General features: G+C 62.1%; 21 protein-coding genes. 9 read left to right on the forward strand and 12 right to left on the reverse strand.

Annotated elements, in window-relative coordinates; translation table 11 throughout:
• Window positions 1-5: 5 nt before the first annotated feature.
• The 9 genes from DN745_RS16160 to DN745_RS16200 form a co-directional block, all read right to left on the reverse strand.
• Window positions 6-2,807, reverse strand: a complete 2,802-nt coding sequence (locus DN745_RS16160) for a DUF4397 domain-containing protein (RefSeq protein WP_111336407.1) — start codon at window positions 2,805-2,807, stop codon at window positions 6-8.
• Window positions 2,808-2,924: 117 nt separating this feature from the next.
• A complete protein-coding gene (locus tag DN745_RS16165; RefSeq protein WP_111336409.1) occupies window positions 2,925-3,437 on the reverse strand; it encodes a hypothetical protein in 513 nt (170 codons plus the stop codon).
• Window positions 3,407-4,624, reverse strand: coding sequence for an ArsA family ATPase (locus DN745_RS16170; RefSeq protein ID WP_162687729.1), 1,218 nt, complete (start codon window positions 4,622-4,624; stop codon window positions 3,407-3,409). Before DN745_RS16170 ends, DN745_RS16165 begins: the two co-directional genes overlap by 31 nt.
• A 63-nt stretch (window positions 4,625-4,687) precedes the next feature.
• Complete coding sequence (locus DN745_RS16175) at window positions 4,688-5,668, reverse strand: ArsA family ATPase (RefSeq protein WP_111336412.1); 981 nt, start codon at window positions 5,666-5,668, stop codon at window positions 4,688-4,690.
• A 183-nt stretch (window positions 5,669-5,851) separates the two neighbouring features.
• Window positions 5,852-7,621: a 30S ribosomal protein S1 gene (locus DN745_RS16180; protein ID WP_111336413.1), complete on the reverse strand. Its 1,770-nt coding sequence runs from the start codon at window positions 7,619-7,621 to the stop codon at window positions 5,852-5,854.
• A gap of 545 nt (window positions 7,622-8,166) precedes the next feature.
• Window positions 8,167-8,484 (reverse strand): hypothetical protein, encoded by a 318-nt coding sequence (locus DN745_RS16185; protein ID WP_133621938.1) that lies wholly within the window; start codon window positions 8,482-8,484, stop codon window positions 8,167-8,169.
• A gap of 95 nt (window positions 8,485-8,579) precedes the next feature.
• Entirely contained in the window at window positions 8,580-9,002 is a 423-nt protein-coding gene (locus tag DN745_RS16190; protein ID WP_111336416.1) for a hypothetical protein, read from the reverse strand.
• A complete protein-coding gene (locus tag DN745_RS16195) occupies window positions 8,999-9,943 on the reverse strand; it encodes an RHS repeat domain-containing protein (protein ID WP_111336418.1) in 945 nt (314 codons plus the stop codon). Before DN745_RS16195 ends, DN745_RS16190 begins: the two co-directional genes overlap by 4 nt.
• Entirely contained in the window at window positions 9,903-10,592 is a 690-nt protein-coding gene (locus DN745_RS16200) for a penicillin-insensitive murein endopeptidase (RefSeq protein ID WP_162687730.1), read from the reverse strand. Before DN745_RS16200 ends, DN745_RS16195 begins: the two co-directional genes overlap by 41 nt.
• 256 nt (window positions 10,593-10,848) lie before the next feature.
• On the opposite strand from DN745_RS16200, the gene DN745_RS16205 reads away from it, so the two are divergent.
• Window positions 10,849-11,868 (forward strand): hypothetical protein, encoded by a 1,020-nt coding sequence (locus DN745_RS16205; protein WP_133621937.1) that lies wholly within the window; start codon window positions 10,849-10,851, stop codon window positions 11,866-11,868.
• Here the strand turns inward: DN745_RS16205 and DN745_RS16210 are convergent.
• Window positions 11,854-13,071 carry an MFS transporter gene (locus DN745_RS16210; protein ID WP_111336422.1) on the reverse strand — a complete coding sequence of 406 codons (1,218 nt, stop codon included), beginning with the start codon at window positions 13,069-13,071 and terminating at the stop codon, window positions 11,854-11,856. The two genes, DN745_RS16205 and DN745_RS16210, sit on opposite strands and share 15 nt — an antisense overlap.
• 423 nt (window positions 13,072-13,494) lie before the next feature.
• On the opposite strand from DN745_RS16210, the gene DN745_RS16215 reads away from it, so the two are divergent.
• The 8 genes from DN745_RS16215 to hutH all read left to right on the forward strand — a co-directional run bounded on the left by DN745_RS16215 (window position 13,495) and on the right by hutH (window position 21,365).
• Window positions 13,495-14,931, forward strand: coding sequence for a hemolysin family protein (locus DN745_RS16215; protein ID WP_111336424.1), 1,437 nt, complete (start codon window positions 13,495-13,497; stop codon window positions 14,929-14,931).
• 201 nt (window positions 14,932-15,132) lie between these two features.
• Complete coding sequence (lolA, locus tag DN745_RS16220; RefSeq protein ID WP_162687732.1) at window positions 15,133-15,939, forward strand: outer membrane lipoprotein periplasmic chaperone LolA; 807 nt, start codon at window positions 15,133-15,135, stop codon at window positions 15,937-15,939.
• A 328-nt stretch (window positions 15,940-16,267) separates the two neighbouring features.
• A complete protein-coding gene (locus DN745_RS16225; protein WP_162687733.1) occupies window positions 16,268-16,411 on the forward strand; it encodes a hypothetical protein in 144 nt (47 codons plus the stop codon).
• Window positions 16,412-16,481: 70 nt separating this feature from the next.
• Window positions 16,482-17,453 carry a hypothetical protein gene (locus DN745_RS16230; RefSeq protein WP_111336428.1) on the forward strand — a complete coding sequence of 324 codons (972 nt, stop codon included), beginning with the start codon at window positions 16,482-16,484 and terminating at the stop codon, window positions 17,451-17,453.
• A 181-nt stretch (window positions 17,454-17,634) separates the two neighbouring features.
• Window positions 17,635-18,999 (forward strand): dipeptidase, encoded by a 1,365-nt coding sequence (locus DN745_RS16235; RefSeq protein ID WP_111336430.1) that lies wholly within the window; start codon window positions 17,635-17,637, stop codon window positions 18,997-18,999.
• A 1-nt stretch (window position 19,000) separates the two neighbouring features.
• Window positions 19,001-19,372, forward strand: a complete 372-nt coding sequence (locus tag DN745_RS16240) for a hypothetical protein (protein ID WP_111336431.1) — start codon at window positions 19,001-19,003, stop codon at window positions 19,370-19,372.
• A 13-nt stretch (window positions 19,373-19,385) separates the two neighbouring features.
• The gene (locus DN745_RS16245; RefSeq protein ID WP_111336433.1) at window positions 19,386-19,757 is read left to right on the forward strand and encodes a DUF423 domain-containing protein; all 372 of its coding nucleotides are present in this window, start codon (window positions 19,386-19,388) and stop codon (window positions 19,755-19,757) included.
• A 57-nt stretch (window positions 19,758-19,814) separates the two neighbouring features.
• Entirely contained in the window at window positions 19,815-21,365 is a 1,551-nt protein-coding gene (gene hutH / locus DN745_RS16250) for a histidine ammonia-lyase (protein WP_111336434.1), read from the forward strand.
• A 658-nt stretch (window positions 21,366-22,023) separates the two neighbouring features.
• Here the strand turns inward: hutH and DN745_RS16255 are convergent.
• Together DN745_RS16255 and DN745_RS16260 are read right to left on the reverse strand one after the other, a co-directional pair.
• Window positions 22,024-24,042, reverse strand: a complete 2,019-nt coding sequence (locus DN745_RS16255; RefSeq protein ID WP_111336436.1) for a hypothetical protein — start codon at window positions 24,040-24,042, stop codon at window positions 22,024-22,026.
• A gap of 178 nt (window positions 24,043-24,220) precedes the next feature.
• Complete coding sequence (locus DN745_RS16260) at window positions 24,221-26,074, reverse strand: vWA domain-containing protein (protein ID WP_111336437.1); 1,854 nt, start codon at window positions 26,072-26,074, stop codon at window positions 24,221-24,223.
• Between the last annotated feature and the right edge of the window lie 5 nt (window positions 26,075-26,079).

The following is a 26,079-nucleotide window of genomic DNA, read 5'->3' on the forward strand; positions in this document are numbered from 1 at the left end:
TCCCCTTATGGCGTCTGGCAGATCCCGATATCGTTGATGAGCGGCTCGCAGCGCAGATCGCCCGGGCAGGTGCTCTGCAAATAGGCGCCCTGAGAGTCCGTGCCCAGGTAATCGCAAAAGCGAAGACAAATCGGCGTGTTCTGACTGAGCGCGCAGATGGAGTCTTCGCCGCAGGCGAGTCCGGGCTGGGCGCAGCGCTCCAGCGGGGCGAGGTTCTCGGCGATGGGCGCGCAGTGGCCGACCTCGGCGTTCCAGGCGTTGAAGAGGCAGGTTTCGCCGGTGGCGCAGCGGTTCGCCGAGGAGTCTGCGTCGAAGGGATCACACGAGGGCATGCAGACCGGGACCAACCCGGGGCCGCCGAAATACGGCGAGGCCAGGGTCGAGGTGAAGTCGGTCTGCACCGAGCGCGGGAAGAGGCATTCGCTGCCGGCGGCGCAGTCATTGCCCTGGCAATTTTCGCCGGGTTGGCGCGGGCCGGCGGCGGCGCAAAAGGGTTGCTCGTAGTGAATCTGCGGGGCGGCCTGGCCGGAGAGGTCATCGCGCAAGGTGGCGTTGGGCTCGCAGCGATCGAGCCCTTCGGGGCAGCTCGTGTCCTGGTAGCCGGTGCCCGGCTCGCAGGTCCAGCCGCATCGCCCGATCTCGAAATTGCTGCCCGGCTCAAGCGCCTGACATGCCTGCGCGGCCTCGCAACCCAGCGGCGCCCCGGCGTGCGGGGCGTCGACGTCGCAAAGCGGCGTACATCGCCCGGCCGGCAGGCTCATCCCCGCCTGACTCACCCCAAGCGCCTGGCAATAGAGCCCCTCGGCGCACTGGCCCTGCGCGACGTACGGGTCACAGGCGTCGTCGACGCCCTTGGCGCCGACCGGCGCGCAGAGGTTTTGCCATTGCTGACGGTTCGACAAAAAGACCGGCGCGCACCCTAAACCCTCGCCCTCGCAGGTATTTTGACCGTAGTCCGCCGCGCCGCCGGCGCAAATCTGCTGACAGACGCCGAAGGGCTGCTCCGCCAATTCCACGCAAGAGTATCGCGCGCCTGCGGCGCTCGCCGGCGCGACGTCGCCCATGGCGAGCTGCGACAGAAGATGGCTCGGCGTCAAATCACCCTCGTCCATCGTCCCATTAAGGATAAGCGTGGCGTCTTCGTTAAGCATAAAGGGGTCGGTCTCAAAGAGCATCCGGGCCGGGTCGCCTCGATCAGCGCCGCTCGGAAAGACCAGCAATTTCAAAGACATGCCGACATCTTGCGCCGAGAGTTCGAAGAGCGTGCTGCCGGCCGGGCGCGCCTCGCCGCGGCGCAGATTTTCGGCCAAGAGGGTGTGATTGCCGAGGTTGGAGGCGTCGGCATTTGCGGCGATGAGGACCACGTCGATCGCGCCGAGATCGGCGACCAAATGGGCGAGTCGAAAGTCGACCTGGGCGCTGCGGGCGTCGGCCGCTGCGGCGCCAAGGGACAGAAATTCTGCGTCTTCGGCGGCGCTGGGTTTGGCCACGGCGAGCAGCGCGGTTGTGCCCTGCCCCGCAACGAGGTCGATATTGAAGTCGGCCAGCGGCAAATCACTGCGCGGCGCGCCCGCGGGCAAGGCGCGCAGGCGATAGCGACCGCCCGGAAGCGCGTGCCAGGCCGCGTCGCTCGGGAAAGTCGCGTCGAAGGCGAGGCCCTCGACCAGCGGGTCGGCGGCGCTATCGAGGTAGATATCGACCGCTCCGAGGGAGTCGGCCACGTGCGCGAGGCGCAGCGACGCGGGGGCGGTTTCGGGTTGTGGGCAGGTCGCGTCGCGGGCCGCCTGGGCGCCCGGGGCGATTGAGCCATCTTCGGCGGTCGAGGACGGCGACAGGTCGCAGATCGGCTGGCAGCGCGCCTCGCCGCCGGCGCCCGGATATGCCACGCATAGGGTGCCCGCGGCGCACTCTTCGGCGCCCGGCTCACAGCGGGCGAACGCCTCTTTGACGCCCGCCGGCACACATTGCCCGAGGGCGCCGGTGAGCGGCTTGCACATCTCGCCGGCCGGGCAGGAGTCCGCCTCAAACGGCGCGCAAGAATTCGCGCAAAAACCGACCGCCTCGCCCGCTTCGAGCACACAGGTCTCGGGCGCGTCGCACTCATTATCATTGGCGCAGCTCTGCAGGCAGATATCGTCGACACAGCTCAGGCCGGCGGCGCAGGTCGCCGGGTAATTTTGCGTTTGGGCCGCCGCGGCCGCGTCGACGCAGACCTCACCGACCTCGCGCGTGCCGGCGGGCGCGCAAAAATGAGCGTCATTGCCGGCCGGCACACAGCGCGTGCCATATGGGAAGTCCGGGTGACCGGCGAATTTCTCGTCGCACTCCGCCTGACCGCTGACGGGGCCGGAGCAATTCGACGGCTGGCACGCCGCGAAGCGACAGACGCCTTGCAGGCAGGCCTTGCCCTCGGGGCAATCCCCCGCGCTCTGGCAATACGAGTCGGTATTTGAGTGCAACGCGTAACAAGCCGAGCCGCTCGCACACTCGCCGGTGAACGCGCAATTGGTCGAGCAGACCGCCCCGCCGCCGCCCGGTTGGCGCCAATCCATGCAGACAAACCCGCTGGCCTCCTCATACCCAGGAAGGCAACTCTCGCCCGCCTGCGAGCAGCTCGCGCCGCGCACCATGCATTGCCCGGAGACGCACGACTCCCCGCTCTGACAGGCTGGCTCGCACCCGCTCTCGATCACCCCGCAATCTGAGCCGGTGCAATGCTTCGAATCATCGGCGCACCCGAGCAGCGCCGAGAACGCAAGACAGAGGCCGAGCAGGAAGAGACGTTGAAGGGCGTGCGGCTTAAGCATGGTCGGGCTCAAAAATTAGAAGCACAATATAAAAAAATCGCGATAATAAGAGGTCATAGCATCGACCTCTATCATATCGCGAAGCGAGGATTAATCGAGAGAATTATAAAGGTCATCTCAGGACAAATAGCGCATCAATTCATCGAGGGAGAGTTGGTATAACTCAGCGCCGATGCGGTCGAAGCTGGCGAGGATGGGTCGCCACTGAGGGGCGCTGGTGTCCGCGCCGAAGTTGGACGCGGCGTGCCGCCAGAGGGCGTTGAGCTGCGCCTCGAAGCGCGCGTCTCGCGCGGGCAACGGGAGCGCGCGAAGGGTTGGGAGCGTGAGGGGTTCGCCGACGGCGCATTGAAGGACGCGCGAGCTTAAGAGCGCGGCGAGCACCGTCAGCGGCGCGCCGTCTTCGCGGGGGAGGATGAGGAAGCCGGGGGCCTCGGGTGTGTGGGCGCCGTCGAGGAGTTGGCAGCGCATCTCGGCGCTGACCCAGAGGCCGCGCGACGGGCGAGCGTGCGCGCCGGGCGTGTATGGCTCGGCGCGAAAATGCGCGCTCAATGCGTGCGCGCCGCGTGCGCGCAGCAGCGCCAAATATTCGGAGCCCTCGTTCATGCGGTCGTCGTCGAAGGCGTCAGCCATTGGCTCAGCTTGAGCAGCGCGCCGAGGGTATGCACGTCCTGGCCGAGCAGCGGGATGGCCTGCAGGCGGTCTTCGCTGATCTTTTTGGCCAGCTCGGCGATGGCGGCGCGGTCTTTGCGGGCGCGCTCGGCCAGGGCGCGATAATGCGTTTGAAGTTGCTCGCGCAGGGCGGTGGTCTGCGCGGCATCCTTAAACCCGTGCCTGGCCAGCAGGCTGCTAAACTCGCCGGCGTCCAGCGGTTCGAGGTCGTCGAGGTCGAAGCGCGGCGTGACCCGGTTGATGATAAATGCCTGCGCCTCCTGGTCGAGGGTGCCGAGCTTCTCGTGGAAATACAGCGCCTCGCGGATGCGCCGCGGGTCGGCGCTGCAGATGATCAAAAAATACGTCTGCGGGTCGCGCAGGATAAACTCGATCATATCGCCGCGATCTTTGAGCACCTCGAAGAGGTATTGAAAGGTGTCAAAGAACTCGATCAAATCGCCGATAAATGACTCACCGAAGATCTTCGCGAGCAGGTTTTGGACCAGCGCGCCGGGGTTAAAGACGCGGCCGAGCAGGCCCTTTTTGGTCGACTTATCGGGCAAAAACCATTTGACGATGCGGTCGTCGAAGAAGCGCGACGCGCGCTTGGGGGTCTCCAGGAAATCCAGCGCGTTTTTGGTCGGCGGGGTGTCGAGCACCACCAGGTCGAAATAGCCGCCGGTGTAGAGGTCGTGGAGCTTCTCGAGCGCCATATATTCCTGCATGCCGTGCAGCGCGGTCGACAGCAGCTTATAGATATTATTCTCTTCGGCTCGCTCCAGCGCCCCGCGGTCGGGGGCGTGGCGGCGCACCAGGTCGGCGAAGGTCTGCTCCTGGTCGAGCATCATCGCCCACAACTCGCCCTCGCCGGGGTCGGGCAATTCGTCGGCGTGAGCGTCGAGCGCGATTTGCTGCGGGGTGTTGGTGAGCTCGTCGAGCCCGAGACTATTGGCCAGGCGTTTGGCCGGGTCGATGGTCAGGACGATGACCTTCCGGCCCATCAGGGCACCGCGCAAGCCGAGGGCCGCGGCGGTAGTGGTCTTGCCGACGCCGCCCGGGCCGCTGCACACGATTAAGCGCCCGTTCGCCAGGCAATGGGCGACCGGGCCGGCGGCGGCGTCTTCAAAGTCGGTGGACGGAGTCTCGGAATGCTGGGACTGGCTCACATGCAACCCTTCGGTGATCGGTTTGGAAAAGCGGGCGTTTCGTGGTCTCTCGCGGCGCCGGTGCTAGGCCGGGGTCGGCTTCGCGATGGCGGCAGCGAGCAGATCGACGATCCGCGCGCTGTCGACATCATAGATGACCGGCAGCGTCTTAATCGAGGCGGAGATTCGCTGCTTCAAGAGCCCCAGATAATGCCCGTCGCGCTGGTGCCATCCCACGGCGAGCGCGCTGCCGGCGAGCAACTTCTGAAGCGCGGGCGCGTCCTTATCGTGGATCGCGTCGGCCTTGATCTCGCCGGACGCCTGCAATTTATCGAGCAGGTCGACCAGGGCGTCGGCGTTCTCGGCGCTCACCGGCATGCCGTGGACCATATTGACCACGGCGGCGCTCAGTCCGCGACCGAGCTCCTCCTGGAGGTTGTCGGCAAGCTCGATCGTCTCGTTGACCGGCATCTCTTCGGGCACACACACCGCGACGATCGAGGTGCGCTCGGGGTCGCGGATATCCTCGGCGATGCGCTGGGCGCGCTTGGCGATGGGGCCGACTTTCATCATTCCCTTCAATGTCTGGGGGACGCCCAAAAAGGTGAGCGCGTGGCCGCTGGCGGGAAGATCGACGACGATATGGTCGTAGACCTTCTGGCCATCTTCGACGCGGTCGACCTCCTCGACGATCTGGTCGAGGATGACGAATTCGTTGACCGAGGGCGCGGCCTTAAAGAAGACGCGGGCGACCTTATTGCCGACCACGGCGCGCGCGATGCGCTTGCTTGGCACGAAGCGGCTCAGGGTGCGCACGAAGCACTCGTCGGCCTCGAAATTTTCGGCCCAGAGGTTGTCGCCGGCGGCCTGCGGGCCGGCCGCGCTATCGAGGGTGGAGAGCCCCAGAAGGTCGGGCATCGCGGAGAAGGCGTCGGTCTCGACCACCAGGGTGCGGCGACCACGCGCGGCGAGCGCGCGGGCCAGGGTCGCGACGACCGTGCTCTTGCCGACGCCGCCCTTGCCGGTGACAAAGATCAGCCGGGTTTTTTCGAGTTTTTCAATCATTAGGCCAACAATATCATAGAGAATTATACAGCGCGCCTACGATGGCATCGTCGCCAAAAGGGTGCAAGGTGCGCGCTAAATTTGCGCGGGGATTGAACAATAAAAAATCCCCGGGCATTCCTGCCCGGGGATTCTTCGCGGCTGATAAATCAGCCGGCTTTAGACTCTAGCGAAAGTCGCGGCTCATTCCGTTTCGGAAGTCGCTTCGTCTCCACCAGCCTCGTCAGCTTCGGGTGCTTCTTTCTCTTCGACGGCTTCAGCGATCTCGCCGAGCTTGCCTTTGAGAAGGTCTCCCAACTGCGCGGTAGCACCCTGGTTCTCGGTGTACTCTTGCAGGCTGCCGCGCTCTGAGCGACGCACGAAGTTCTTGATCGACAGAGCGATTTTGCGCTCTTTGGGGTCGACGCTGATGACTTCGACTTTGTGCTCTTCGTCGACGTTGACGACTTCCCGCACATCTTCGATCCGGCGCTCTGCGAGCTCGGAGATGTGGATCAGACCCTCGATACCCTCTTCGATCTGCGCGAAGGCGCCGAAGTCGGTGATCTTGGTGATCTTGGCCGGGATGATCTTTCCTGGGGGATAGCGCTGCGGGATGGTCTCCCACGGATCGGGCTCAAGCTGCTTGATACCCAGCGAGAAGCGCTCGTTGTTGACGTCGATATTGAGCACGACGGCTTCAACTTCCTGTCCGACTTCGTACATCTCGGACGGGTGACGGATTTTCTGGGTCCAGCTGATGTCGCTGATGTGAACCAGGCCGTCGATGCCTTCTTCGATACCGATGAAGATACCGAAGTCGGTGATGTTGCGGATGTTGCCGAGGATGCGCGTTCCGACCGGGTAGCGGTCTTCGAGCAATTCCCACGGATTCGGGTCGATCTGCTTGATACCGAGCGAGACTTTTTTCTCGTTGGTGTCCAAGTTGAGGACCGCGACCTCGATGACTTCGCCTTCGCTGACAACCCGGTTGGGGTGCTTGATGCGACGGGTCCAGCTCATCTCGGAGATATGAATCAGGCCTTCAATGCCTTCCTCAAGCTCGACGAATGCACCGTAGTCGATAAGGCTGACAACTTTGCCCAAGACGTGGACGCCAGCGGGGTAACGCTCTTCGGCGCCTTCCCACGGATCCGGGGTGAGCTGCTTGTAGCCGAGGCTGACACGCTCGTTCTCGGAGTTGAACTTCAGGACTTTGACCTGAATCTCGTCGCCGACGTTGAACATCTCGGTGGGGTGAGCCACGCGGCCCCAGCTCATATCGGTGATATGAAGCAGGCCGTCGATGCCGCCGAGGTCGACGAACGCACCGTAGTCGGTGATATTCTTGACGATACCGTCGATGACAGCGCCTTGCTTAAGCTTGATAAGCGTCTTGCGCTTGAGCTCAGCGCGCTCTTCTTCGAGGAGGGCGCGGCGGCTCAGGACGATATTGTGGCGAGCCTGGTTGAACTTGATGATCTGGAAGGCGTACTCTTGGCCCAGATATTTGTCCAAGTTGCGGGTCGGGCGAAGCTCGACCTGGCTGCCGGGCAAGAAGGCTTTGACGCCGATGTCGACGTGCAGGCCACCTTTGACACGGTTGGTGATGATACCACGCACCAGCTGGTCGTCGTCGGCTTTCTCTGCGATCGCGTCCCAGACCTTCATGCGGTCTGCACGCTCTTTCGAGAGCACACATTGACCGGACTCGTCCTCGCGGGCTTCCACGAGCACGTCGACCATATCGCCGACGGCGTAGGGAACCTGGCCAGCTTCGTCTTTAAATTCGTCAACCGCGACGCGGCCTTCGGATTTGAAGCCGATGTCGATGAGGACATAATCCTGGCCGATCTCGAGGATACGGCCCTGCGTGATTTCGTTTTCGTTGACGACCTGGATATCCTGGTCGAACTCCTCGAAAAGCGCCGCAAAGTCTTGCGTTGTGGGTTCAGTAGTTTGGTGGGTTGTCATGACGACCTTAAGTGATGCGAAAAGGTTGAGAGTTACGTTGAAAGGACCCGCGCCATCGAAAAATGCGGGCCCACCTAAAAACAAAAACCGTCGGAATTGCGAAAAGATGCCGGTGAAATATAGTCGAAAATCACCGCCTCTATCTGGCGTACTCCTCAGGAGCCTATCTGTGACGGCGCCGATCCTAGCCGCCGGCTGCCGAAAGTCCATCTTCGAAAAAATAGACCCGGGCACAGATTCGGCGAACTATATGGAGGCGATGGGGGACTGTCAACTATGCTGGTGTGGGGGATATGCGATCGGGCTAGATGTGCGGACGCGTTGTGCGAGTCGCCCTCCGGGGGCTCCTTGCATGGCGTGGGGTTTCGGTTTTCTCGGAGATCGCTAGCTTTGCGAATGATCTTTTGGCTGCTGCCATGATGTTGTGGACATCATCGGCTCAATCTTCTCAGACGATAAATTAGCTGCAATGCTTGCCAGCATCGATCATATGATCGTGCTCCAAATAGATATCCAAATAGCAAAGGCAATAACTATAGCTAAAATCACAATCCGCCAAACTCCAGGACATTTGAGGCTCGGGGTCGCTTCTCGAGCCCGGACTCTCCGAGCATATCTAGCAATTGTTCGCGACTATAGTTTTTGCCCTCAAGCTCCTCTAGCAGCGCGTTGACCATTCCCGGGCGTTTATTGATCTGGGTCCGCCATGTGACCGCGTTGAACTCATAGTCGATAAAGAAGTACGGACCGGTGACGGCAAAAAAGGCCATAATAAAAGCGACTGCAATACCAACCCCAAATATAGGGAACACCCAAGCTCTACGCGGAGTTTGGATGCTCACAATGTTGATTTTATCGCTCATAGACTCTTCCATGATTCCCAGATGCTGCGGCCAAGCTCGACGTCGTTATCGGGATGAGTCCACGTATCCTCGGGGAGCATCTCGAGGTGCTCCGTTCAGCTACAATGGGTCCGAACCTCATCCAGCCGGTTATTGACGAGCTTGATCTCCAACCAGCAATAACAATAAGAGGATGGGATCCCGGAATCTACCGTACATTCTCCCAGCGACCACGACATTTGCTGATATGGAGGGCTGCCGCCCGGATCCCCCAGCATTTCGAGCAGTCGCTCGCTGCTATATTGTGAGTTTTCGAGTTGATCTGTGAGGTCGTGGACCATCGTATAGCGCTTGTTGGGTTCGGTGCGCCAAATCGTCGAATCAAAATCTCGGTCAAAAGCGTAATGCCTAAACAGAGAGATCCAACACGGCAACGTAAGCAAAGCAAGAAAAACGGCAATTGTGATTGATATCTCTGACCAATTGACTCCCTTAGCACTGTTAGATTTGATGCTCACAATTTTGTTCTTGTCGCTCATGGATGCCTCCAAGAATCCCAAATGGCTTTCCCACTGCTGCAGTCAGCCTCTGGTGGGCACCAAAGGCTCTCAGGCATCATCTTGAGACGCCCTTCAATTAACGCGTTTTTGCAATGCTCTACACACGGTATTTTCGAATTCTCAACACGCGCAATTAAGCGGCCACAAACATTATTATGCTCATCCATCTGGCGTGGTTCAAAATCTGGCGTATTCTCGAAATTGAATTTCGCCCATTGCTCAGGGACCTCATGATACCAGGATGCCAGGACAGCAAATTCAAACCCATGTTTACGCCGCATATTACAATTCATGGTACAATGGCGCAGCGCATCCGTCGGCCCCTTATCCACACCATAACCGTCCAATACCTCGCCTGCCTCATTTCCCGAGTTCAATGCAGTGTTATGAACGAGAGTTGAATAAGCATACCCAACGACTGCCGCAGCGACGACAAGTGTGACAACAACCACCGCTTCGCCATTGGGGTCCACAAACTGTAGCGGATCATTCGCCCCATACAAATAGAGATTCACCGTGCCACCGCCAAAACCCGTCGGGTCCGGCGTGGTCCATCGGCGGGCGCGAGGGTCGTAGTCGCGGTGGCCGAAATGGATAAGCTCGGTCAGCGGGTCATGGATGCCGCCGGCAAAGCCAAACGGCTGAAAGCCGGGGTTGGTGTCCGCGATGATATTGCCGAACGCGTCGTATTCGAGGCGCTGCATGACAGTGCCATCGGCGGCGTCGACGACCAGGCGAACCGAGCCTAAATGGTCGGTGATCACGCGGTAGGTTCGGTTATCTTTGAGGATCAAATCCGGCACATATGCCCGCGTGGCGTAGACGTATCGCACGGCGACCGCGCCGCTGGCGTCGAGGCGAGCGCGAAACCAAAGATTTTTAGCGCAAAACGGCAAAATCCACATGATAATGCTCATCATGGCGCACCCACGCCTTGCCCTTCATAAACTCAATGCGCGCGCGCACCTCTTTGCCGCCGACTGCGTTAAATAACGCGTCGCGCAGCTCGGGGGCGAAGATTACGCGGTCGATCTTAAGGCCCTGGGCGCGTGCCGTGCGCTCGAGGGCGAGCAGGTGTGCGGCGATGGCGTCGAAGTCGATCTTCAGATTTTTGGTCTGGCCGCGGACGTCGAAGTCGACCCCGTAGCCGAATTTGGTCCACGGCCAGGCAGGGAAGAACGCCGGCTCGCCGGCGTGGGTGAGCACCGGGACCATAAAGTCGACGGCGAGGCCGTTTTGGTGGGTTCGGTGCGGGCGCAGGCGGCCGCCGCCTGCGCACCAGGCGGTCTCACCGAAGGTGAAATGCGTGGCGGGCCGGTCTTCGGCGAGTGTTTCGTAGGCGCCGAGGATCGCGTCGCGGACGCGGTCGGGTACGCAGGTGCGCCCGATGAGGGAGCCGAGTCGGGAGTAGGTCGTGAAGTTCGCGCCGCTGCTCGGCAGGCGTTTGCCGTGGTGGAGTTCGCCGGCGGAGGTCGTGCCGATGGACTGGCTGGCGACGTCAGTCTCGAGCGCGCGCAACAGGTCGTTGCCGGTTTGCAGCGCGAAGAGGAAAAGAAGCGCGATGAGCATAAGTGGGAGCTTTCGGCGTTGAAGAAAGGCCAGAATTCGCGGGACCGTCGTGTTTGCAAAGGTCTTTATCATGGCGCGACTATTGGTCGATTTCGGGGCGTGCTGTCAATTCGCAGCGCACTGCCCCCCCATTATGGTTGCCATCGGCGCGGTGCTTTTTATTGAATTCGGCTCCTTTTTCTGTGAACCTGCGGTATCGCTATTTTCTTATGCGCTTTTTTCGTGCTCCCGTTACGCCCCGAAACCGGATGGTCCCATGTCACAATTTATCTGGAAATCGCTCGCCATGTGCCTCGTCGTAAGTCTATTTGGGGGCGGCTGCACCGAGTCGGCCCCGAGTCAGCGGTCCACGCAAGATACCGGCTCACAGGCGGACGCGCAGTGGGATATTTCGGAGGAGGATGTCGCCGAAGAAGATGCGCTCGCGGAAGATGTCTCCGACGAGGATATAGCGATTGAGGATGCTGCGGGCGAGGATGCTGCGGGCGAGGACACAGCGGGCGAGGATGCGGCGGGCGAGGACGTCGCCGACGCCGATGAACCACCGCCCGAGGACGGCACCATCGCGATCTACCTGGCCGGAGACCTCAGCGAGAAGACCTTCTCGGATGGCTTCGGCGGGCAGACGCCCAAGGAGTTCGAGATCGCGCTGAGCAAATACGATATTCAGACCTCGGCGGATGCCGCGAGCGCGGTGAATTGCTTCGAGCACGATGAGCCGACGGTCGCAAATATGCTCGAGGACAACCTGATGGGCTCCTGCGAGACCGCCGCGATCCCCAGCGCCCAATATACCCATGGGCGGGTCAAGATGGACTGGCTGCGCATCACGGTCGACGGCACGCTGCACACCCTGGGTCAGGCGTTTCCCGGTGAGTTCACGTTCTTTAGGGCCTACTCTGACACCACCTACGAGGGGGAATCCTACGACTCCGGCGAAGGCTGGGTTGAGTATCGCGGGTTCGTGACCCGGCGCGTTCCCTTCACTGAGCCCATCCCGACTGAGGGGCAGGAGGGCTTCCGCTCGGAGGTCATCGACGGTGAATATTGGCAGACCTTCCCCTTCCACCGCACCATGCCGATCCTGGCCGAAGACGGCGGCCAGCATTGGTCACGACTGCATTGGGAGATCTACGAGAGCTTCCGCTGGGAGGAGGTCACCAAGCCCCGGTATCTCGACGGGGTCTGGGACGTCGAGCCCGAGAGCGGCAGCGGCGGCGAAGAGGTCAAGATGTTCGGGGTGAGTTGGTATTATATCACGTCATCGGCCGACTGAGGCCGAGTCCCGGGCCATTAACACGCGCCCCGCCTTCCACCACCAGGCGCCGGTGACGAGCAAGAGCACGCCCGAGAGCCAGAACGGGGCGCCGTGGGAGATATGCACGAAGATCAGCCCGCCGATGGCGGGGCCGACGACGCGCGACAGGCTCGCGAAGGATTGCAAGACCCCCATAAGCGCGCCGGTCTGGGAGGGGTCGGGGCTCAGGCTTGAGGTCATCGACAGGATGCCCGGGTGCACCAGGGCGCGGCCGACGGTGGCGAGCCCCAAGAAGACGAAGAGGAACCAGAGGGCGTGGTTGAACGGGGTCACCGTGAGTCCAACGCCCACCAGCAACACCCCGATGCCGACCATCCTGCGGTCGCCGATCTTTTTGGAGATGCGCCCGATGCCGCCCTGCACCAGGGCCATGAGCAGGCCGAAGGCGGCGAACGACATGCCGACCTGTTTTTGCTCCCAGCCGTAGATCTCGTTGGCGTAGACGAAAAACGTCCCTTCCATGATGGTAATGGCGAGCGAATAGGAGAAGAAGATGCCACACATCAGCGCGACCGGGCGACTCTTAAGGTGATGGGCGATCGAGGCGAGGCCGGTCTTGACGCGGTTTTCGCGGCGCGCGGCGGCGTCTCGGGTGGGCTCGATCAACAAGAAGACGCCCATAATGGCGGCGATGACGTAGATGCAGGCGCCGATCGCAAACGGCAGGCCGGTGGCCAGCGGGCCGGGGCCAGACGCCCCGAAGGTGCTGATCCAGGCGCCCAGCCCCGCGCCGATCGTAAAGCCGATGCCGAAGCTGATGCCGATGACCGCCATGCCCTTGCTTCGCGATTGGGGGTCGGTGGAGTCGGCGATGAGCGCGCTGGCGGTGGCGACGTTGCCGGCGCACATGCCCACCAGAAAGCGCACGATATAGAGCAGCCAGAGGGCGGGGGTCAGGGCGGTCATCACCTCGAAGACCGCGGCGGTCAAGAAGGTCGCGATGAGGGTGCGTTTTCGGCCGAATCGGTCCGAGATGGCGCCCCAGATCGGCGCCATCAGCAGTTGGCCGAGCGCCTGGATTGCGTAGAGGAAACCGACGTCGGTCGCGGTTCCGTCCAACGCGTAGGCCAGCGCGGGGAGCACCGGGATCGAGATCGCGAAGCCGATCAGGTTGACCAGCAGGACGGGGAACAGGCGCAGCACCGGGCTTTTTGTATTCATGAGCGAACGCTATGTGTCGGCGACGGTCCCGGCGGCATGGCTCGTGTGAAGAATCATTGCAGCGAAGACAACCGCAGGGAAAGGATGGGGACAGCGCGCATCTTCGGGTCGCGCCCGGAGTCCTCGCGCGCGTCCGGGATAGCAAAGAATGCGCAGGGTTGACCAGCCCGAATAAAACCGGGCCTCGCGATGCGCCCAGACGACATTTTGTCGCCATTTGGAATCAGCTTGGAATAACTTAATGCGTGTTTTTATTTACCCATTAACCCCGCCTTTTCTTGACAGGCAGGCGACGAAACAAGAGTATTTTAGCTGGCGGTGTTTTTGGAGGTGTTATTTCTCGCGCGCGTGCGTTAACGCAGCGCGGGCTGAGCGTCACAACTCGGCACAAAGAGCGAGCATAACACCGCAGCACCGTCTTTTGTGTATGTTGTATGGCGTGCGGGCAACGATGGAGCCAAGAGAATCGCGTCGCGATTAGGGGCTCATCGGCGCCGGGGCGGCGACTGGGTCGCCGTTTTCTTCACGTTATTTGCTGGTCGAGACATTTTGGAATCCGTATTACCCGACGTCGTCGGTATCGTACTGTGTCTTCTGGGCTCAGGGCTATTTTCGACGACGCAAACAGCGCTGAATTCTCTGACGGAATCTCAAGCGCGAAAATTGGTCGAGCAAAAAGGAAGCTACGCACTCACGATGTGGCGCAATACGCCGGATCGAGTGAACAGCGGACTTCTTATTGCCAATACTCTTAGCAATCTTGGGGCGGCCGCGCTCGCGGCCCATGGCGCGTTGATCCTTGGGGGTCCGTACCTGACAGACCCCTCCCGCTTCGGCAGCTTGCTCGCCGCGGCGGTGGCGACGGTAGCCTTCTTGGTCCTCACCTTTGGGGAGGCCCTGCCGCGAACACTCGGGGAGCGGCGCGCCCAGAAGGTCGTCGCGCCGATGCTCACGCTGACGCTGCCTGTCCAATTCCTGCTCTCGCCGCTGACCTTCGTCTTTATGGGGCTCTCCAGCGCGCTCTACCACCTGATCGGCGAAGATGAGGATGCCATGGAGCCGTCGGTCACCACCGAAGATCTCGAGCATATGCTCGACCAGGGCTCCCTGGAGGGTAGCTTCGGCGAGAATGGTGAGCGCCTGTTGCGCTCGGTCTTCGAGTTCTCCGACACCCTGGTGCGCGAGCTGATGGTGCCCCGCACCGACGTCGTGTCCCTGACCATTGAGATGACCTTTAACGAGATCATCGACGAGTTGGTCAACTGCGGACACAGCCGCCTGCCGGTCTATGAGGGCAGCGTCGACGATGTCGTCGGCGTCTTCTACGCCAAGGATATCCTGAGCGTGATCGCCAGCGGGCAGGCCGACAACTTCCACCTGCGCGATTATATGCGCCGCCCCTATTTCGTGCCCGAGGGCAAGCGCGTCGCCCAATTGCTGACCGAGTTCCAGACCGAGCGCCTTCATATGGCGATCGTGGTCGACGAATTCGGCGGCACCTCCGGGGTCATCACCCTGGAGGATATCAGCGAAGAGATCTTCGGCGATATTCAGGACGAATACGACGTCGAGCCCTCGCAGATGGTGCCCATCGACGACAGCCATGTGCGCGTGGACGCGCGCACCCCGATTCATGAGGTCGAAGAATTTTTTGGCCTCGAATTGCCCGACCATCCCGACTATGAATCCCTGGGCGGCTTCTTGATGAGCCAGGTCGGCGGGGTTCCCGAGCCGGGCCACGAGGTTATCTGGGAGGGGCTGCGTTTTCGCGTCTTGGAGGCCGACCCCAAAAAGGTCATCTCAGTGCTGATTGAGCTGATAAACCAGTCGGGCGATGAGCCGGAGCAATTGGTCTCCTGAGTTTTGAAATCACAGCGATGATGATGGCGTTTGGCGGCCCATTGCGCCGCCAGAGCGCGGCTGCGGGCGGATCGCTCGCCCTTGCGCGAATTTCACTAGAATAAGTTCCGCTCGCCCGCGTCCAAGAAGATGAGCAGCGGGTTTCGGCCCGGCTCCACCCACATCATTTTCGCATTATTTTCCGCAAATATGGACGTTATAATGAAGCCACGAAGTACGACAACGAATCGAATCGGCCGCCGATTATGGACCGCCGCCGCCATCGTCGGACTCACCAGCGGCGTCGCGCTCAGCGTGCAGCCCTCTTCCGACGGCGTCTTCGAGCTGAGCAGCGGCGCCAACGCCCTGGCCCAGGAGAAGGCCGCCAAAGAAGCCAAGGCATCCAAAGGGTCGGGCCCCGCCGAGATGTCGGCCAATGACGTCGCCGAGCGCATTCAGGACTTCTACAAAGAAACCGCCGACTATAACGCACATTTCCAGCAGATTTACACCGATATTGCCGCCGGAGCGACCAAGACCAGCAAGGGCCGGGTCTATTTCAAGAAGCCCGGAAAGATGCGCTGGGATTATTATAACCCCGGCGGCAAAGGCCGCTCCAAGGTGCTGGTCAGCGACGGCGCGAGCTTCTGGATCTACGAATACGAGTTCAAACAGGCGTTCAAAAAATGCCTGGCCGACAGCCAATTGCCCACGAGCCTGAAATTTTTGATGGGTCAGGGCGACCTGATCAAAGAGTTCAACATCAGCTTCGCGGACAACTCGACGGCCAAGAAGCCGGTGCTCAATTTGGTCCCGAAGGTGCCTACCTCGAAATACACCCGCCTGGTATTCGAGCTGGACCCGAAGACCTTCCAGGTGAAGAAGACCACGATCTTCGACCCCTACGGCAACACCAATCAGATCGAATTCGCCAAGGCGAAGATCAACAAGAATCTGCCGGATAGCGGCTTCACCTTCGAGCCGCCCAAAGACGCGCGGCTGCTGAATCCGCAGAAAAAATGTGATTAATCTGCCGCGCTCGATTGTTGGATAAGGGAGGCGCTTCGAGTTCGCTCGGAGCGCCTCTTTTTCCGAGACCCAACGCGCGCGCCACCACCGGCTCCGAAGACGATCTTGATAGACCTCAGCCCCTTCCATCCAACCTATCTTTTGACGCTGTTGAGCACGCTGAGCGCAGCGGCGTTTTTGCTCTGGGCGCTGCGCTAAGATCTGCGCGCGGCGCTCGATTTCGGGCAAACCGCCGTTTGACCTTCCCGAACCTCGGGACTAAAAGGTCGCTGCTTCTTCGATGGCCCTGCTCCGGCGGTGCTCCCCAGGCTTTAAAAACGGTTTCACCTTGAAAAACTCCACCGACGCTCAAGCTCAACCCGAGAAATCCCCCGCATCGCGCCAGCGGCTGCTGCCGCTCTTCGCCCTGGCGAGCGCGATGATGGTGCTCGGATATTATCTGGCGATCACCCAGAGCGCGGAACCCCAATAAAGTTGAGCCGGTCGAGCACCTCGAAGACAGCGCGCAGCAAATCGCGCCGCTAGAGATCAATGACGAGGGTGTGGACACGTCGATTCGCGGCGTCCGGTTCGCCTACGCCCCCCTCGACGCGCGCCGCTCGACGCTTGAGCTGCGCCAGGACTCAAAGACGGTGGAGGCCCAGGGGGAATCGGTGGGGCTTCGCACCCAGATCGCGCTGAATTTCGAAGAGGTCTTCGCCCTTCGCAGCGAGCTCCTCGCCGGAGACGCCGATGAGGACCTGCCGGAGATGTTCGGGGTCGCCGAAGCCGACGCCGCGATCGACCCCAATGGCAAGACGGTGTCGCCCGACGCTCTGGCGGCCACGCGCACCTATACCGATGTGCGCGCCGCCGTTCACACCGTGCAGGAGCAGAACTCCGGGTTGCTCGGAAAGAATATCAGCGCGCAGGTCGCGGGCCTATTGCAGGGCTCGGTGACGCGCACCTTTTTGCAGCCAAATGGCGAGAATATCGACTTTGAGTGGCGCAATGTGCCCAACCCCGAGGCGCGCCGTATCCTTTATTTGGTGCGCGATAGCCAGGCGTTTTTGACCCCGCGCTTCACCGCCGACGCGCTTAACCCGGGCGACACCTGGTCCTATGAGCGCCCGCTGTGGGTCGACCCGGATGATAAGAAAATGCACGCCGAGGGGACGGTCACGATCTCGAACCGCTTCGTCGGCACGCTCGAGGTCGACGGGCGCCAACTCGGCGTGATTCGCCAGACATTGGACGGCCACGCGGACGGCGAGGTTCGGGCGAGCGCGTCCACCAAATTCGCCATGAAGGGCAGCGGGTCGGGCATCTTTTTGGTTGATCTCAAGGACGGAAGCCGCGTCGCCGCGGACCTTGATTTTGAGCGCACCCTGACGGTCGACAACGGCGGCGAGCCGGCGGTTCAGAGCAGCAAGATCGCGCTGAAGCTTCGCCCCAGCGGCGGCATCAAGCTCCCGAAGATGCTCCAGGCCGCGCGCGAGATCGACGGGCCCGCCCCGCCCGAAGCCACTCCCTAAGCCCCGGCGCCCCCCCTCTGCGCCGCATCGGCTCCATCGCATCAGCGCCCTCGCCCGTTTCGGCCCAGAAGCGTCTTCAAATCGATAAAAATCGCATCCTCCACGGTTGAAGCAAAGGGCACTCCTGCGCTAAGGATCTGCGCAGTGATTCGAATCTCTCTCACCCCACTCGGAGCCCCAAATGAGCGACCAGAAGATCCCCGACTACCTCGCCGAAAATCAGGACCGATTCCTCGAAGAACTCAAAGAATATTTGCGCATCCCGAGCATCTCGACGGATTCGGAGCGCAAAGAAGACGTGGCGCGTTGCGCCGAGTGGGTGGCCGAGCACCTCAAGGGCATCGGCATCGACGATGTGCAGATCGAGCAGACCCCGGGCCACCCGATCGTGTACGCCGAGCATTGCAAGGCGCCGGGCAAGCCGACCATCCTGGTCTACGGGCACTACGATGTGCAGCCGCCGGACCCCTTGGAGTTGTGGGAGACGCCGCCGTTTGAGCCGACCGTGCGCGACGGCAAGATCTTTGCCCGCGGCGCGACCGACGATAAGGGCCAGCTCTTTGCGCATTTTAAGGGCCTCGAAGCGCACCTGAAAACCGCCGGCGAATTGCCGGTCAACGTGAAGTTGCTCATCGAGGGTGAGGAAGAGGTCGGCAGCCCGAACCTGACTCCGTGGGTCGTGGCCAATAAGGAGCGTCTGGCCTGCGATGCGGTGGTGATCTCGGACTCCTCGATGTTCGCCCCGGGCATGCCGACGCTGACCTACGGGCTGCGCGGGCTGACCTATTTTGAGGTGACCGTACAGGGCCCCGACCACGACCTTCACTCGGGACTCTTCGGCGGCACCGTGCCCAACCCGATCAACGAGTTGGCCAAGATCATCGCCCAATTGCACGACAAAGACGGGCGCGTGGCGATCCCCGGCTTCTATGACGACGTGATCCCGCTGACCCCCGACGAGCGCGAGCAATTCGCCAAGTTGCCCTTCGACGACGAGAAATTCCGCGCCCAGACCGGCGCCCCCGGGCTGTGCGGCGAGGTCGGCTACACCACGCTTGAGCGCAAATGGGCGCGCCCGACCCTGGATTGCAACGGCATCTGGGGCGGGTTCATCGGCGAGGGCGCCAAGACGGTGCTGCCGTCGACGGCGTCGGCGAAGATCTCGTGTCGCCTGGTCCCCGGCCAAGACCCCGAGAAGGTCTTCGACCTGGCCCGCGACTATATCGAGGGCCTCGCCCCGGACACGGTGAAGTTGACCTTCTTGCCGCATCACGGCGGCGACCCCGTCCTCACCGACCGCGACAACGACCAGGTGCGCGCGGCGAGCCGGGCGCTCAAGAAGTCCTGGGGCGTCGACCCGGTGTTCACCCGCGGCGGCGGCTCGATCCCGGTGGTCGCGACCTTCGCCAATGAATTGAAATCCCCGACCATCTTGATGGGACTGGGCCTGGACGACGACCGTCTGCACAGCCCCAACGAGAAGTTCAACCTCGAGTGCTTCTATAAAGGCATCGAGACCAGCGCGTATCTCTGGGACGAACTCTAATATGCGGCCATTGGATAAAGCAGCGTCAAATCGACGTTTTTTGAAGATGCGCATCGCGCTCGTCGGCCTGTCGGCCCTCGCCTTCAGCTATGGATGCGAGGCCGATAAGGCCGGGGCTCCGGCCGAGGTCAAACCGCCGAGCGCCCGGGCCGAGATGGGAGCCAAACGCTTCGCGCGATTGAACGCGCGGGCGCGCGGCCTCGGCACCCAGACGGCCAAGGATGTCATCTTTTTGGCCCAGGAGATTAATATGCTGGACCCACGCTCCGAGCGCGCCCAATCGGCGCGCGAGGCGCGCGAGCTCCTGGAGAAGATCACCGCCGATCCTGCGGCGGACTCCCCGGAGCTTCCCCCCATGATCCCGACTCAATAACCCCGGTAACCTCATGAAACTCTTTGTAATTTTTGGCTCGGTCCTGGGCCTGTTGGCCGTGGCTTCGGGCGCATTCGGCGCCCACGCGCTGGAGAACCACCTCGACGCCCCGATGCTCGAAATCTGGGAGACCGCGGCCAAATATCAGATGTATCACGCGCTGGCGCTCTTCGGGGCGGCCTGGCTGGTGACTCAAGACCCGACGTCGAATTGGGCGAACACCGCCGGCTGGGCGTTTTTTATCGGCACCCTTATCTTCTCGGGCTCGCTCTATATCTTGACGCTAAGCGGCATTAAGTGGCTCGGCGCGATCACCCCGATTGGCGGCGTGAGCCTGATGGTCGGCTGGTTTAGCTGCCTGATGGCGGCCATCAAACTCAAATAATCCTCATCCGACTTAAATCGCCTCCTGGAGGCGCCCTTTTCACGCGGCAGAAGTATCATGGAAATCGGACATACCCTCCTCACGCTTGAAACAATCGAGTCGGTCGTCGTCGACCGCAAAGAGGTGCAGCTCGCCGAATCGGCGCACGCCAAGATCAACGAGGCGGCGCGTTTTGTGCGCGAGATGGCCCATAGCGGAAAGGTCGTGTACGGCGTGACCACCGGCTTCGGGGCAAACCGCAACCACGTGATTCGCCCCGAGGACGCCGAGACCCTGCAGGAGCGGCTGATCGTGAGCCACGCGTGCGGCGTGGGCGCGCCGCTGTCGACCGAGGTGGTGCGCGCGATGATGCTCCTGCGGGTCAACGCGCTGGCCCAGGGCGACTCGGGCATCCGGCTGTCGACCCTGCAGGTGCTGGTCGATATGCTCAATCGGGGCGTGCACCCGATCGTGCCGGAGATGGGGAGCGTGGGGGCCAGCGGGGACCTCTGCCCGCTGGCGCATATGTGCCTGCCGATCCTGGGCTACGGTGAAGCCGAGTATAAGGGCGAGGTGATGAGCGGCGAGGAGGCGATGCGGGCGGCCGGGCTGTCGACGGTGCGCCTGACCTATAAGGAGGGGCTCGCGCTGCTGAACGGCACCCAGGCGATGACGGCGGCCGGGGTGATCGCCGCGATCTATTTCCGCCGCCTGCTCGACTGCGCGGACACCGTCGGCGCGATGAGCTTCGACGCGGTCGGTGGGCGGCTGGCCGCGCTCGACGCGCGCATCCATGAGCTTCGCAGGCGCCCGGGGCAGATCCACAGCGCCCGCGTGGTGCGGCGCTTGCTCAAGGGCAGCGAGCTCGCCGGCGCCCAGCCCGGCAGCATCGAGGGCAAGGTGGAATACGTCCAGGATTCCTATTGCCTGCGCTGCATGCCCCAGGTCCACGGGGCCAGCCGCGACGTGCTCGACCACGTCATCGAGGTCCTGACCACCGAGGCCAACGCGGTCACCGACAACCCGCTGGTGTTCCCGCCCAAAGACGGCGAGCCCGGCGCGATCCTGTCGGGCGGCAACTTCCACGGCCAGCCCGTGGCGATGGCGCTGGACTATCTGAAGATCGCGATCGCCGAGATCGGCAGCATCTCCGAGCGTCGCTCGGCCAAGCTCACCGACAAATATTTCTCTGAGGGGCTGCCGCCCTTTTTGGTCACCAACCCGGGCCTGAACTCGGGGATGATGATCCCGCAATATGTCGCCGCGGCGCTGGTCTCCGAGAATAAGACCCGCTCATTCCCGGCCAGCGTCGACTCCATCCCGACCAGCGCGAATATGGAAGACCACGTGTCGATGGGCATGCACGCCGCGATGCACGCGCTCAGGGCGCTGGAGAATGTCGAGCGGATCGTGGGCATCGAGTATTTGATCGCCGCCCAGGGCCTCGACTTGCGCGAGGGCTACCAGCTCGGCGAGGGCACCGCCCGCGCGCTGGCGCACCTGCGCGAGCACGTCAGCTTCTTGCAACATGACCGCGTGATGTACCCCGACATCAATAAGGCCGCCGACCTGATTCACGACGGCTCGTTGGCGGAGACGATGGCGGCGTTTTTCGCGCCGGTGGATTGACCCGGCGCGGGGGCGTCTTCCGGGGGGACTCGCTGCACGGCGACGGGATGTGGGGGCGTTTGGATGGGCCGTGGCGTCTTCCGGGGGCTCTCTGCATGGCGACGGGATGTGGGGGCGTTTGGATGGGCCGTGGCGTCTTCCGGGGGCTCTCTGCATGGCGACGGGATGTGGGGGGTTCGCAGGCCTTGCCGTACGTGGACATTCGCATTCTCGCGAGCTCACCCCCGGCTACAAAGGTCCCGCTACGCGGGACGACGCTTCGGCTTCGCCTACGCTCATTAACAACCGACAATCCCCGACGCCGTTAATAAGCGAAGCGCCGTGTGGCGAAGCGTAGCGGAGCCACACCTTTGTAGCCGGGGGTGACTCCCCTTAACGCCCAAAAACCGCGAAAATAATGCCGTTCCGAAACCCCATAAACCTTCGCCATGCAGGGAGCCCCCGGACGGCGTGTCAAACCCATATCCACCCATCGATTCAACGTCGCACCAACCCATATCCACCCATCGATTCAACGTCGCACCAACCCATATCCACCCATCGATTCAACGTCGCACCAACCCACATCCACGCATCGATTCAACGTCGCACCAACCCACATCCACGCATCGATTCAACGTCGCACCAACCCACATCCACGCATCGATTCAACGTCGCCCTATTCCTGCGGCACCGCCTCGACATCGGCGGCGACCGATAATTGGTCAAACTCGACGCCGTGAACCTCGGCCTGGGGCTCGCGCACACGGAGCCAGCCGAGCTCGGTGTCGGCGCCCAGCTCCAACTTGTTCCCCAGCATTTGGGTGGCCAGGCCGACGAGGTTGGTGAGCAGGTCCTCGATCTTGGCGTCATCGAGGTCAAGCGTGGGTTCCTCGGCGACGTCGGCGCGCGCCGTGGCGTCCATGGTCAGCCCGAGCTTGCCGTCGCGCGAGGTGAATTGCGCGCTTATATCGACGTAGAGCGCCACAGTCGCGATATCGATGGGTGCGCCATCGCTCGGCAATAATTGCAGATCGGCCATCAAGTCCCCCAATTGCAGCCGAATATCATTGGCGCCGGCTTCGACCGCCGCGGGGCTCTGCTTGAGGTCGACGATCGGCGGCAGCAGCGGGCGCAACTTCAGTCCGGCGGGCGTTGACTTATCGGCCAATTGTGAGATGCGCGAGTCAAGGAGCACGCTCAGGGCCGAGGCGCTCAGCTCCACCGGCAACTCGAAGCCGGCGAAGTCCGAGCCGACCAGCGCCAGGTTGAGCAAACCGCTGCGCCAGGCGCCGTGCAGGATGCGATTGACCGCGGTGCGCCGCGTGCTCACGAGCAGGTCGCCCGCCAACGAGCTCGAAGTGCGCGGCCCCTGCGGCAGGTCCAGCGCGCCCGGGACATCCGGGACGCCCTCAAATTTTGGCGAAACCACCGCGATCGACGCCTTGACGAAGATGCCGTCGCCCTCGGTGATGCGCACCTGGCGAATATAGAGCTGGAATTCGAGGGTGCGCCCCAGCAACTCAACGCTTCGGCGAAGCAGGCCCGGGTCATAGAGTTGCGCGAAGAGTTCGTCGCTCAAGATCTCGGAGAACGCGGTCTTGGCCACGCCGGTCGCCACAGTAAATAAGACATTGCGCAGCCCCTCGCCGAGGTCCTGCTCGGTCTTTCCGGCGACGTCGAAGTGAAGAGCGTCTTCCTCAAACTCAAGCACCGACTCGCTAAAAGAAATATCCAGCCCGCCGGCCTCGGTCGCCGCCAGGGTCAGCTCGGTCGAGATGGCGACCTGGTCGATGGTGATCGTCACCGGCAAACTTTCGCCTTCGAAGGTCACCGTGCCGGCGATCACGAGCGCCTCAACGCTCAGATCGATGGTGATATAACCCGTGTCGTGGAGCGGATCCATCGAGTGCGGCGCGATCTCGACTGAGGCGTCGCTATAGTCGATCGAGTCGATCTGGAAGTTCTCATTATCCGCCATACTCCCCTGGAGAAATTCGCTGAGCCGCTCCGGGGTCATCAGCGATAGGATCACATCGCCCGCGTCGGCGAAGAGCGCGGGGCTCAGCAGGATCTCGGCGGCGGAGTCGATCTCATCGGTGGCCCCGGCCAGCGGGCCGAAGACGACCGCGCGCATGGTCTTTGACTCATTGCCGGCGCCGTCGACGGCCTTTAATTCGAATTCGTTATAGCCGGGGCGAAGCTCGGCGCTGTGGGTGAAGTTGCCGTCTTCGTCGAAGCTCACGCCCGCGCCGTCGAGCCCGAGGACCTTAAGGCCGCTGACCTCTTCGGTGACGCGCCCGGCGAAGACGACCTGGTCGCCGTCGCTATCGGCCTGCATCAATCCGCGCGCGGGTTGAGCCAACTCGATGACCGGCGCGATGGTGTCGACCACGAAGTCGACCGACGCCTCGGCCTTACCCGCGCTCGCCGTGGCCAGGGCCTCGCCCTCGGCGAAGTCGACCAGCACCTTCCACTCGCCGCTGACCACCTCGGCCTGGTTCCCGTTCACCTTGACGGTGTCCACGCCTTCGGCCGTGCCGCGCACCATCACCCGCGATTTATTGATAAACGCGCCGCTCTCGGGATAGCTGATCGCGAGCACCGCCTCGGGGCCCGAATCCGTGGGCGCCGAGTCGTCGGAGCAGCCGAAAATCGGAGCGACGCTCAGGCCGACCAAAAACACAAAAGAGAGCATTGAATATCGGGAAATCGGCGAGCGCGTAATCATAGGAAGTATCGGCGTCGTGGGGGGAAAACGGACGCCTTATAGATAGGATATTGCGCGATGCGAATCAATCACATCGCGCAAGATTTTGGTTGAACTCCCTGCCAAAACACACACTCACCGACCGTGTAGATGGCGCGCGTTCGCGTCAATCACGGGCCACGCCCGCGGACACCGCGCGCACCGATTTGACCTTCGAGACCAGGCCAATGAACTCCTGGCGCTCCACCTGGTCCAGGCGGCTGGCGGATTTGGCGAGTTCTTCGATGAGGGCCAGGTCGAGCTCTTTGGCGTAGGGGCTGTCGCGCAGAATTTCGGCGAACCCGGCCACCGCGGCGGCGAATTGGAAGTCCGGGCCGGCGTCCGAAAGGTCGGCGTGCATGTCGCGGGTGTTCAGGACAAACGCCTGCTCCGTGGCCTCGGTGCCCGTGGGGGTTTTGGCGCGAATGCGCACCGTGGCGAGCTTCGAGTCGGCCTTTGCGCGCGCTGCGGCCTCGGTCAACACAACTTCGTAGAGGGCGGTGACGCTGTGTCCTGCCCCGATTTCGCCGGCGTCGACGCGGTCATTTCGGAAGTCCTTGTCGGCGATATCGCGGTTCTCATAGCCCAACAGACGGTAAGAGACGACCGCTGCGGGGTCGAACTCGACCTGGATCTTCACGTCCTTCGCGATGACCTGCAGTGTGGCGTCGAGCTGCTCGCCGAAGATCCTGCGGGCTTCTCTCTGGCTGTCGATATAGAAATAATTTCCGTTCCCCTGGTTGGCCAATTGCTCCATCATTTCATCTTGATAATTGCCCATCCCGAAGCCGATGGTCGTCAGGGTGATGCCCTCCTCGACGTAGGCGCGGATGCGCTTGAAGATCGCGGAATAGGAGCTTGGCCCGAGATTCGAGTCGCCATCAGACAGGACGATGATGCGGTTGACGGCGCCCTCGACATAGCTGTCCAGCGCGAGCTTATAGGCCATCTCGAGCCCGTTCCCCATGCCGGTTTTGCCGTAGGTTTTGAGCGAGTCGATCGCCTCGTAGATCTGATTGCGGCGAAGCATGCTGCTGGGCTCGAGGATCGTCTCGACCGTCCCGGCATAGGTGGTGATGGCGACGGTGTCGCCGGGGCCAAGATTGCGGGTCAAGATGCGCAGCGATTCCTTGAGCAGACCCATGCGCTCGGGGCCTGCCATGGAGCCGGAGACGTCGACCAAAAAGGTCAGGTGTGCTGATTTTCGGCTCTCATCGGTGAGCCGCTTTCCCTGCACGCCGACCCGCATAATCTTGCGATTGCTCGCCGCATCAAAGGGGCTGGGCGCGGCGTCCAGGCTCACGCCGAACGCACCCTGCTGGGGCTCCGGATAGGCGTAGGGAAAATAATTAAGAAATTCCTCCACGCGCACCCGATGTGGCAACACCTCGTAGTCCTCGTTGATCATGCGGCGCGCCAACGTATAGGAGCCGGTGTCCACGTCGATGCTAAACGTCGACAGGGCGTCATCGACGACCTTGGTCATCGGGTTCACCTGGCCTGGAGCTATCTTGGTGCTCGACGGCGTCGGCGGCGCAAGATCGTCGGGTTTGAGCGGCGGCGGCGGGCGAAGCTTCGGGGCAGGCGGTGCTGGCGGCTCGGGCGCGGCAGATTCGGCGCGAGAGCCTCTCATGAGGTACGGTCCCGTCGGCCCGCTGCTGCTCTTTTTTCGATATTGACGTGTTACCCGCATCGTGTTGATAACCTCGCCGCCGTTAAACGAGTCGGTGTCGGCGACCTGGGGCCGTGTAGGAGCCGGCAGCGAGGGCTTCACCGGTTGTGCTTGCGCGGCGGGCGCGGCGGGAGCGCTCGAGGCTTCACCAAAGGTAACCTCATTGGTGACAGCCTGGTTGGCCTCGGTGAACTTCGTCTTCACCGTCTCGCCAAATAATAGGACCCAGGAAATCGCCGCGCTGAGCAGCGCGACGATTGCCAAAATCAGAATAGCCAGCGCTCGCGTTACCGGCTTTGGATCGCTCATGGGGT

The sequence above is a fragment of the Bradymonas sediminis genome, assembly GCF_003258315.1.
GTDB lineage: Bacteria > Myxococcota_A > Bradymonadia > Bradymonadales > Bradymonadaceae > Bradymonas > Bradymonas sediminis.

Coding starts and splice junctions, on each gene's coding strand:
- DN745_RS16200 (WP_162687730.1), bottom strand. CDS start 10,592: ATGCTCATCGCGCTTCTTTTCCTCTTCGCGCTGCAAACCGGCAACGAC.
- DN745_RS16180 (WP_111336413.1), bottom strand. CDS start 7,621: ATGACAACCCACCAAACTACTGAACCCACAACGCAAGACTTTGCGGCG.
- DN745_RS16260 (WP_111336437.1), bottom strand. CDS start 26,074: ATGAGCGATCCAAAGCCGGTAACGCGAGCGCTGGCTATTCTGATTTTG.
- DN745_RS16190 (WP_111336416.1), bottom strand. CDS start 9,002: ATGAGCGACAAGAACAAAATTGTGAGCATCAAATCTAACAGTGCTAAG.
- DN745_RS16175 (WP_111336412.1), bottom strand. CDS start 5,668: ATGATTGAAAAACTCGAAAAAACCCGGCTGATCTTTGTCACCGGCAAG.
- DN745_RS16255 (WP_111336436.1), bottom strand. CDS start 24,042: ATGCTCTCTTTTGTGTTTTTGGTCGGCCTGAGCGTCGCTCCGATTTTC.
- hutH (WP_111336434.1), top strand. CDS start 19,815: ATGGAAATCGGACATACCCTCCTCACGCTTGAAACAATCGAGTCGGTC.
- DN745_RS16205 (WP_133621937.1), top strand. CDS start 10,849: ATGTCACAATTTATCTGGAAATCGCTCGCCATGTGCCTCGTCGTAAGT.
- DN745_RS16165 (WP_111336409.1), bottom strand. CDS start 3,437: ATGGCTGACGCCTTCGACGACGACCGCATGAACGAGGGCTCCGAATAT.
- DN745_RS16240 (WP_111336431.1), top strand. CDS start 19,001: ATGCGGCCATTGGATAAAGCAGCGTCAAATCGACGTTTTTTGAAGATG.
- DN745_RS16210 (WP_111336422.1), bottom strand. CDS start 13,071: ATGAATACAAAAAGCCCGGTGCTGCGCCTGTTCCCCGTCCTGCTGGTC.
- DN745_RS16185 (WP_133621938.1), bottom strand. CDS start 8,484: ATGAGCGATAAAATCAACATTGTGAGCATCCAAACTCCGCGTAGAGCT.
- lolA (WP_162687732.1), top strand. CDS start 15,133: ATGAAGCCACGAAGTACGACAACGAATCGAATCGGCCGCCGATTATGG.
- DN745_RS16245 (WP_111336433.1), top strand. CDS start 19,386: ATGAAACTCTTTGTAATTTTTGGCTCGGTCCTGGGCCTGTTGGCCGTG.
- DN745_RS16195 (WP_111336418.1), bottom strand. CDS start 9,943: ATGATGAGCATTATCATGTGGATTTTGCCGTTTTGCGCTAAAAATCTT.
- DN745_RS16235 (WP_111336430.1), top strand. CDS start 17,635: ATGAGCGACCAGAAGATCCCCGACTACCTCGCCGAAAATCAGGACCGA.
- DN745_RS16160 (WP_111336407.1), bottom strand. CDS start 2,807: ATGCTTAAGCCGCACGCCCTTCAACGTCTCTTCCTGCTCGGCCTCTGT.